The sequence below is a fragment of the Pseudomonas sp. CP-1 genome (genome assembly GCF_021213715.1).
GTDB classification, from domain to species: Bacteria; Pseudomonadota; Gammaproteobacteria; order Pseudomonadales; family Pseudomonadaceae; genus Pseudomonas; species Pseudomonas aeruginosa.
This window is the reverse complement of the sequence record NZ_JAJQKY010000071.1, coordinates 1-351: the sequence shown is the minus strand read 5'-3', so window position 1 is coordinate 351 and position 351 is coordinate 1. Positions and strand designations below refer to the sequence as shown.

General features: G+C 65.8%; 1 protein-coding gene. It reads right to left on the bottom strand.

What is annotated here, in order from left to right; all coding sequences use genetic code 11:
- On the bottom strand, positions 1–351 hold a 351-nt coding region (locus LT948_RS33100; protein WP_232197178.1), incomplete at both ends, for a condensation domain-containing protein.

Sequence of the window (351 nt, the reverse complement as noted above, 5' to 3'; positions counted from 1 at the left end):
GCCTTGAGCACCTGGGTGTTGACGAAGAAGCCGATCAGCCGCTCGGTCTCCACGCGGTTGCGATTGGCGATCGGCACACCGACACGGATATCCGCCTGCCCGCTGTAGCGATACAACAGCGCCTGGAACGAGGCCAGCAACAGCATGAAACTACTGGCGCCTTCACGCTGGGCCAAGGCTCTCACGGCCTCGACCAGTTCCCGCGGTAGCTCGAAACCCAACTGCGCGCCACGATGGCTCTGCCGGGCCGGACGCGGCCGATCGAACGGCAACTCCAGCACCGGCTGCTCGCCGCCCAGCAGGCCAGTCCAGTACGCCAACTGGCGCTCCTTTTCCCCCGCCTCCATCCAG